A 7,345-nucleotide genomic window follows, 5' to 3' on the forward strand; every position below is an offset into this window, starting at 1 on the left:
TCATGCGTTTTCACGACATCGAATTACACAATGTACGTGCGATTGATTCACTCTCAATCACAGGGCTAGCCGAGCGGGGCGTGGTAGTGATTTCCGGTGAAAACGAGTCGGGTAAGACGACAATCGCCAAAGCTATTCACGTTGCGCTGACGACAAAATGGAAGTCCAGGTCAAGCGAAGCGCTTAGTCTGAACAGTCACTCCAGCCAGGAAAAGCCGCAGGTTAAGCTCCGTCTGGAGCTTGACGGCTACGAATTTACGCTGGACAAGATCTTTGGTAGCACCAAGGACACCGGCACAATCGTCACCGTCCACTCGCCGACAGCCGAGGTTCTTAAAGATGACCAGGCGGAAGAGTGGCTGGCCGCCCGAATGCACAATGCGGACACCAAGAACCTGTGGCAGGTTTTCGTTGCTGAACAGGGACAAGCGCAAAAGACACTCTCCTTGGGCGGTTATGCGCAGGTCACAAGCGCACTGCAGTCGGCATCGGGGCAGCGCGCGGAAACCGCAGAAGAGGTAGGTCTGTTTGAAGCCGTTGAAGCTGAATACGGCAACTATTTCCAAAAAAATGGCAAAGAGCGCAAGCAGCTTACCGACGTAGACAAGGAGCTGGCGGAAGCCCAGCGGGTGCGCGACGAAGCGGCGAAAAAGGTCCGGGAATTCGAAGCGCTCAATGAGGAAGCTGCTCGTAATGAAGAAAGCCAACACACGCAGCGGGCATCGTTGCCAGAAGCCAAAAACGAAGTCGAGCATTGGGCGCAGGCACTCGAAGAACTCGAAAAGTTCAGGGTTGCCGTGTCCCAGGCACAGGAGGTCTCTGCAGCGGCGAAGCAGAAGCTGGACTTAGCTAAACAGGCTCAGCAAGAGCGCGAAACCTTCATTCAGCAGGCACAAGATGCCAGGGATCAGCATTCCGCCACAGAGAAGAAAGTTGCTGAACTTAAGGAAGCGTTCGATAAGGAGGTCGCAGCTTTAAAGAAGGCGCAGGAAAATCGCGATGCGGTTGTGACCGCGTACCGCGAAGCTCGAAAAGCAGAAGAGCTGGCTGCAGCTGAAGTCGCATTGGGGGAGAAGCGCAGCTTGGTCGAAGCTCTGTCGAAGCGAGTGGAGAAGCTCGATGAGCTCCGTGCACAATTGGCAGAGCACAAGGAGGTAATTGCACGAAATTCCGTTACCGAGGAGGTACTGGAAAAACTGTTGACCTGCGAACGCGAAGTTGCAACAGCCACCGCTGTGCTGGAGGCGTCGAGCCCGAGTGTGCAGCTCTCGGCTAGTAGTGCGCAGGAGGTCACAGTCGACGGCGAGAAAGTGGGGCTAGCTCCGGAGGCTGAGACAGTTCAACGTGCGGTTACTAAGCCGTTGGCCATCGAAGTTGGCGACGTCACGGTTGCTGTTCAGCCCGGAGACGGCTCAGATTCGCAGCAGCGCAAGCTAGAAAAAGCAGAGATATCGCTCAAGGAACAGCTTGAGGCGGCAGGCGCTGATTCCGTCGCGGAAGCACAAGAGGCACACACACGACGTCGTGAAGCGGAAAAAGCAAGATTCCAGGTGGAGACATCCATAACTGCGGTGTCCGACGGTGTGGAGTATCACCAGCTCACCGCAGAGTTGGACGATGCGAAGGAAGAAGCACGAGTACAGGGCGAGCGGTATCGGGCACTTGCGGGCGAGGATGCGCCGACGGAGATTGACTTGGTAGCGGCGAAGGCTCGGTTGGAAGAAGCTGCAGCGGGGCGTAGGGATGCCGAGTCGAAGCGTGACAATGCCGATATGCGCTTGTCGAAGCTGGAAAAGCGTCCTGCACACGCCAACTATACGAAGGCCAGCAGCGAGCTTGAAGGGGCTCGGTCCGTCCTGAAGGTCCGCGAAGATTCGCTCACGACGGCGCGAGAAAAAGCCTCGGATGCCGAGATCTTTGCTGCGGTGGAAAACCGAGGCAAGGACTATGAGGCGGCAGAAGAGCAGCTGGCTACGGCTCTGAAAGAGCTGGCGCAGCGGGATGCCGACGACGTGGAAGCATCGCTCGCGGGCGCTAAGCAGCGACGGGATGCAGTTGAGAATCGCCTGGCTGAGCTGGAAAAGCGCCGGCAAGAGATTCGGGTGCACTTGGACTATTTCGACAGCGCGAATGAGAAGCTGGCAGCTGCTGAGGGGGTAGTGGAGCGAACACAGCGAGATCGGGACTCGATGCGTCGCCGTGCAGCCGCCGCCAAGACTCTTATGGAGGTAATGACACAGGCACGTGCGGCATCGCGGAATGCGCTGGCTGACCCCTTGCTCCGCAAGCTCGAAGAGTACGGCGGCGGTGTGTTCGGTGCGGGAACCCAGTTCACGATGAATGAGGACTTGCAGATTGAGTCACGGTCTAATGCCGATGGCAAGTTCGATGTCGATGAACTATCTGGTGGAGCGCAGGAGCAGCTGGACATTCTGCTGCGCTTGGCCGTTGCCGGTGTCCTGGAGGGCGGCCAAGGCGCTCCGGTGATTATTGATGATGCGTTAGGTTATTCAGACGAACACCGTTTGCGGCGGATGAATAATGCTCTTGCCAAAGCGGGGCGCGATATGCAGGTATTAGTCCTGACGTGCGATGAAGCCCGTTTTGATCGCGTGACAGGAGCGGAATTTATGAAAATTCAGGATTTGGTTTCAAGATAGTAGGCTCTGTACATATGCAAGATGTTCCGTGGTTAAGTGATGAAGAGCAGCGGTTATGGCGCTCAATTCTGAACGCTAAACGGGCCGTTGACAGGTCAATTGACCTTCAGCTGCAAGATTCTCTCGATATTTCCACTGCAGATTTTTCGGTTCTGGTTGTTCTCTCCGAGGCTGAAGACAATGTTGTGCGCATGCGCACCCTGTGTGAGTCCCTGGAATGGGACCGCAGCCGAATGTCGCACCAAATTACTCGCATGGAGCGACGTGGACTAGTAACTAAGGAACGCTGCGCCTGCGATAACCGTGGTATCGATGTCACGCTTACTGAACACGGTCGAACCGTGATTGAGAAGGCGGCGCCGAACCATGTGAAGCTTGTACGTCATGTCTTGTTTGACGTGCTCGGTGAAAATATCGACTATCAGGGGATTTCCGCTGTGCTCGATAAGATTGCAGCGACCGCCAATGCTGCGGTCACCGATTCCGTCGACGGAAAAGCAGAGTAGTCAAAAGTTTTTCTGTGAGTGTTTTCTCATTTGTCTCCGCTTCGAGGCTCTCACCATTAGCCTAGAGCAGTATGAACTCATTTGAATGGCTGAGTGATGATGAACAGCTCTTTTGGCAGTCGATGGTAGCTGCTTTTCGCGAGGTAGAGCGCAATATTGAGCGGAGCCTACGCACTCGCACCGGGCTGACGTTCGCTGACTTTACCCTGCTCATCGCTTTGCATGAGGTGGAGGATGGGATTCTGCATGTTGACAATATTTGTGATCGACTGAAGTGGAACCACCCCCGCGCGCTGCTGCATACCAACAGATTGGAAAAGCGCGGATTTATTCACACCGAAGATCACGGCGAAGACCCGGACTCGGATTATGTCGTCGTCCTAACAGGTGTTGGTCGACACGTGTTTGCCGAAGCGGCGCCGGATTACGTAGACACCGTTCGCCAGGAAGTTATTTCACCACTTGCTAATGAAGACCGCGAAGTGATGCTGAGGTGCTTCCAGTCGGTTCTCGAAAGGAAGTAAGGCTTCCACGCCCTGCTAGTAAAACAACCACTAGCAGGGCGCTTTTTTCTCTACGTTTCAAGCTGTAAGGTAAGGCGTGCCTAAAGCAAAGGGGTGACTGTTCACTTCTCTTTGTGCACCCTAAGTACCAAAAATTACGCAGAAATAAACAAGGCAGAAACTGAAACGCATGAGAGTCAATATTTTCGCCAAGGCTAAAACCGCGCCAAAGACCAAAACTCTGGCCGCAATCGGGTGTGCAGCGCTGAGCTTCGTCGCTACAGCATGCGGTGCGGACGCAGAGTCGAACGAGGCTGCCGACAACAAAGGAGAACTCACTGTCACTGATGTCGCAGGTCGCACTGTGACCTTCGACAAGCAGCCAGAACGAGTCGTGCTCGGTGAAGGCCGCGCCATGTTTGTCACCGCGATGCTTGACCAAGAAAACCCGGGTGACCACGTTGTCGCCATGGGCAGCGATTTGCATTCGGGCGCACCGTCGTTTGAAACCAAGCTTTTCGAGACGAACCCCGAGCTGAAAGACATGCCGACCATCGGCAATATCGCCAAGGGCGATGTCACAGTTGAAAACCTCATCTCCCACGACCCAGACGTGGTCGTCATGACCCTTGACCACAAGAAGGCCGCGGAGCAGTCCGGTTTCCTCACCAAGCTCGATCAGGCAGGTCTGAAGTACGTATTCACCGACTTCCGGCAAAAGCCCCTGGAGAATACCGCCAAGTCCGTCGAGCTCCTCGGCCAGATCGTCGATGAGCAGGACAATGCCAAGAAGTTCACCGACTTCTACACAAAGCGCGTCAACGAGATCACCGAACGTGCCGCCAAGCTCGAAGACAAGCCAAAGACCTTCGTCTGGCGAGCAGCCGGTCTCAAGGATTGCTGCTCGACCGTCAACAAGTCCAACCTCGGTGACCTTGTCACAGCAGCCGGCGGTGAGAACCTCGGAGACAGCCTCCTCGACACCGAATCGGGCGACGTGACCGCAGAGAAGGTCCTGTCCGTCCAGCCGGAGAAGATCATCGCCACCGGTGGTTCTTGGGCGCTCGATCCGAAGAAGCCGGAAGTGCTGCCACACGTCGAACTCGGCTACACCGCCACCCCAGAGACCGCACAGCGCACTCTGGAAGGCCTGCTGAAGACTCCGGGTTTTGACACCCTGACCGCGCCGAAGAAGGGTGATCTGTACGCCGCCTTCCACCAGTTCTACGACTCGCCGTACAACGTCTTCGCGCTCGAGCAATTCGCCAAGTGGATTCACCCAGAGGAGTTCGCTGACCTCGACCCGGTCGCTGACTTCGCCAAGTTCCACAAGGACTACCTGCCCTTCGAACTCAGCGGCACCTTCTTCACCGCGCTGGAGCCGACCAAGTAACCCATCTTCCACCATCGAAGAAGGAATCCGATGACTTACACCAATCTGCACGCTCCCGCGTCAGGGCTTGACGACGAACCCCGCGAGTCCACCTCCACCAACGGCAGTGGAGGTCAAGAGTCGCAGCCCGCCACCGAACAGCACGAGTGTCCGTCGTCAAGCACGACCTACGACTCTGCGCGACAGTACCGACGACGCTCCGCCCGGAAGATTGCCGTTATTGCGGTGCTGGTGGGGCTGGCCGTGTGCGCGTTTGTAGTAGCGACGATCGTGGGGCCGATGTCACTGAGTGTGGGGGATGTCGTGCGGGGTATCGTGAGCCCGAATGACGTTGATGAAACCACTCGTACGGTGCTGTGGAAGCTGCGCCTTCCTGCATCAGTGATGGCAGTGCTGATTGGTGCAGCGCTGTCGCTTGCCGGTGCACAGATGCAGACAATCCTCGACAACCCACTGGCGGAGCCGTTTACCCTCGGTATTTCGGCTGCAGCGGCGTTCGGTGGGGCGGCATCGATTGTGCTGGGCTGGGTGATTATTCCGCATGCGCAGTTCAACCTGGCGGCCGTGGCCTGGGTATCATCCGTCATCGCGGTGGCGATTGTGGCGGCGGCGTCGGTATGGCGCGGCTCGGGTAAGGAATCGATGATTCTGCTGGGTATTGGTCTGGTGTTTCTATTCCAAGCGCTGTTGGCGCTGTTGCAATACCGCGCGACTACCGAGGCGCTCCAGCAGATTGTGTTCTGGACGATGGGCTCGCTACAGCGCGCGAACTGGGTGGCCAACGGCATTATTGCGGCGGCGCTGCTGATCGCCATTCCGTTCACCATTCGCTATGCGTGGGCGCTGACGGTGTTGCGGCTTGGCGATGCCCGCGCAAAAGCCGTGGGCATCAATGTGGATAGGCTGCGCATTGCGACGCTGATTGTAGCCTCGCTGCTGGCGGCAACCGCAGTGGCCTTTGCCGGCATCATCGGCTTCATCGGACTGGTCGGCCCACACATTGCGCGCATGCTGGTCGGTGAAGAACAGCGCTTCTTTGCCCCGGCATCGATGGCAGCAGGTGCGGCGCTGCTTGCGGCAGCTCATGCGGTATCCATCACGGTGGTGCCGGGTGTGGCAGTGCCGATTGGCATCATTACCGCAATCGTCGGTGTCCCATTCTTTGTCGGTTTGGTTTTCCTGCGTAAGAGGACGGTGTGGAACTAATGGGCGTATTTCTCGATGTCAACGAAGTAGCTGCAGGCTATGGCAAGCGGAAGGTGCTGCGCGGGGCGTCGATGCGCACGCTGAAGCCGGGTACGGTGACGGGTTTGCTCGGGCCAAACGCTGCGGGTAAGTCCACACTGATGACCACCCTGGCGGGGATTCGAAAGCCCATGTCCGGGGAGATTGTGCTGACCCGTGACACTGAGCGGGTCATCGGCTCCGAACTGCGCGATGTCGTCGGCTACGTGCCCCAGGATTTGCCAGCAAGTGCCTCGCTGACCGCATTCGAATCGGTACTGGTCTCTGGCCGGCGCGCCGGGCGTCTGCGCGTGCGCGGCTCCGAGATTGAGCATACTGCGGCGGTTCTCCGGAAGGTTGGTATTGAGCACCTTGCCGACCGCTTCGTCGGCGAGCTCTCCGGCGGTCAGCGTCAGCTCGTCGCCGTCGCGCAGATGTTTGTCCGCGATCCCGAGGTCATGCTTCTCGACGAACCCACCTCCGCCCTCGACCTGCGCCACCAGGTGGAACTCCTACAGCTCGTCCGCGCGGAAGTCGCCTCACGGAGCTCCTTGGCGCTCGTGGCAATCCACGATCTCAATCTCGCAGCCCGCTACTGCGATGAGCTTGTCATGCTTCACGACGGCCACGTGGTTGCCCAGGGGAGTCCTGCTGACGTTCTCACACCGGATCTTTTGGCCCGCGTCTATGGAATTCGAGCCCGCGTGCTTAATGATGGAGGCGTTCCTGTGGTGTGTCCTATTGAGGAAGACCAGGTTTCTGAGGCCGCATAGTGCGGATTTGGCTGGGGTGCGGGGCATTTCGCTAATCGCCCCAGCCAAGTGGTAACATCTTTTCTCGTTGCACTTGTTGTGCTTGTGCCACACGCCCCCGTAGCTCAGTGGATAGAGCGCCGGTTTCCGGTACCGAAGGTCGGAGGTTCGACTCCTCTCGGGGGCACGTCTTATCCCTTAAGCGGTTAGGTTCGATTAGATTCGCCTGGTTGCTTGAGGGATTTTTGTTTCGGGTGTACCTGGCGGAAGCGGGCCAGGGTTAAGTAAAGAAAAGTGTGTCTTTTCC

General features: G+C 57.3%; 6 protein-coding genes and 1 tRNA gene. All 7 read left to right on the plus strand.

Annotated elements, in window-relative coordinates; genetic code table 11:
• The first annotated feature begins 2 nt into the window (after nt 1–2).
• The 7 genes from HMPREF2562_RS03650 to HMPREF2562_RS03680 all read left to right on the plus strand — a co-directional run bounded on the left by HMPREF2562_RS03650 (nt 3) and on the right by HMPREF2562_RS03680 (nt 7,225).
• Entirely contained in the window at nt 3–2,660 is a 2,658-nt protein-coding gene (locus tag HMPREF2562_RS03650) for an ATP-binding protein (protein WP_070549630.1), read from the plus strand.
• Nucleotides 2,661–2,674: 14 nt separating this feature from the next.
• Nucleotides 2,675–3,166: a MarR family winged helix-turn-helix transcriptional regulator gene (locus HMPREF2562_RS03655; RefSeq protein ID WP_049172025.1), complete on the plus strand. Its 492-nt coding sequence runs from the start codon at nt 2,675–2,677 to the stop codon at nt 3,164–3,166.
• Nucleotides 3,167–3,237: 71 nt separating this feature from the next.
• Nucleotides 3,238–3,690 carry a MarR family winged helix-turn-helix transcriptional regulator gene (locus HMPREF2562_RS03660; RefSeq protein ID WP_070429339.1) on the plus strand — a complete coding sequence of 151 codons (453 nt, stop codon included), beginning with the start codon at nt 3,238–3,240 and terminating at the stop codon, nt 3,688–3,690.
• A 169-nt stretch (nt 3,691–3,859) separates the two neighbouring features.
• Complete coding sequence (locus HMPREF2562_RS03665) at nt 3,860–5,062, plus strand: ABC transporter substrate-binding protein (protein WP_070429338.1); 1,203 nt, start codon at nt 3,860–3,862, stop codon at nt 5,060–5,062.
• 30 nt (nt 5,063–5,092) lie between these two features.
• Nucleotides 5,093–6,268, plus strand: coding sequence for a FecCD family ABC transporter permease (locus tag HMPREF2562_RS03670; protein ID WP_070549631.1), 1,176 nt, complete (start codon nt 5,093–5,095; stop codon nt 6,266–6,268).
• Entirely contained in the window at nt 6,268–7,059 is a 792-nt protein-coding gene (locus HMPREF2562_RS03675) for an ABC transporter ATP-binding protein (RefSeq protein ID WP_070549632.1), read from the plus strand. The genes HMPREF2562_RS03670 and HMPREF2562_RS03675 overlap by 1 nt, the downstream gene beginning before the upstream one ends.
• Before the next feature lie 93 nt (nt 7,060–7,152).
• Nucleotides 7,153–7,225: transfer RNA gene (locus HMPREF2562_RS03680), tRNA-Arg, on the plus strand.
• Nucleotides 7,226–7,345 lie beyond the last annotated feature (120 nt).

Origin of the sequence: Corynebacterium sp. HMSC077G07, assembly GCF_001809225.1 — a bacterium.
GTDB lineage: Bacteria > Actinomycetota > Actinomycetes > Mycobacteriales > Mycobacteriaceae > Corynebacterium > Corynebacterium jeikeium_D.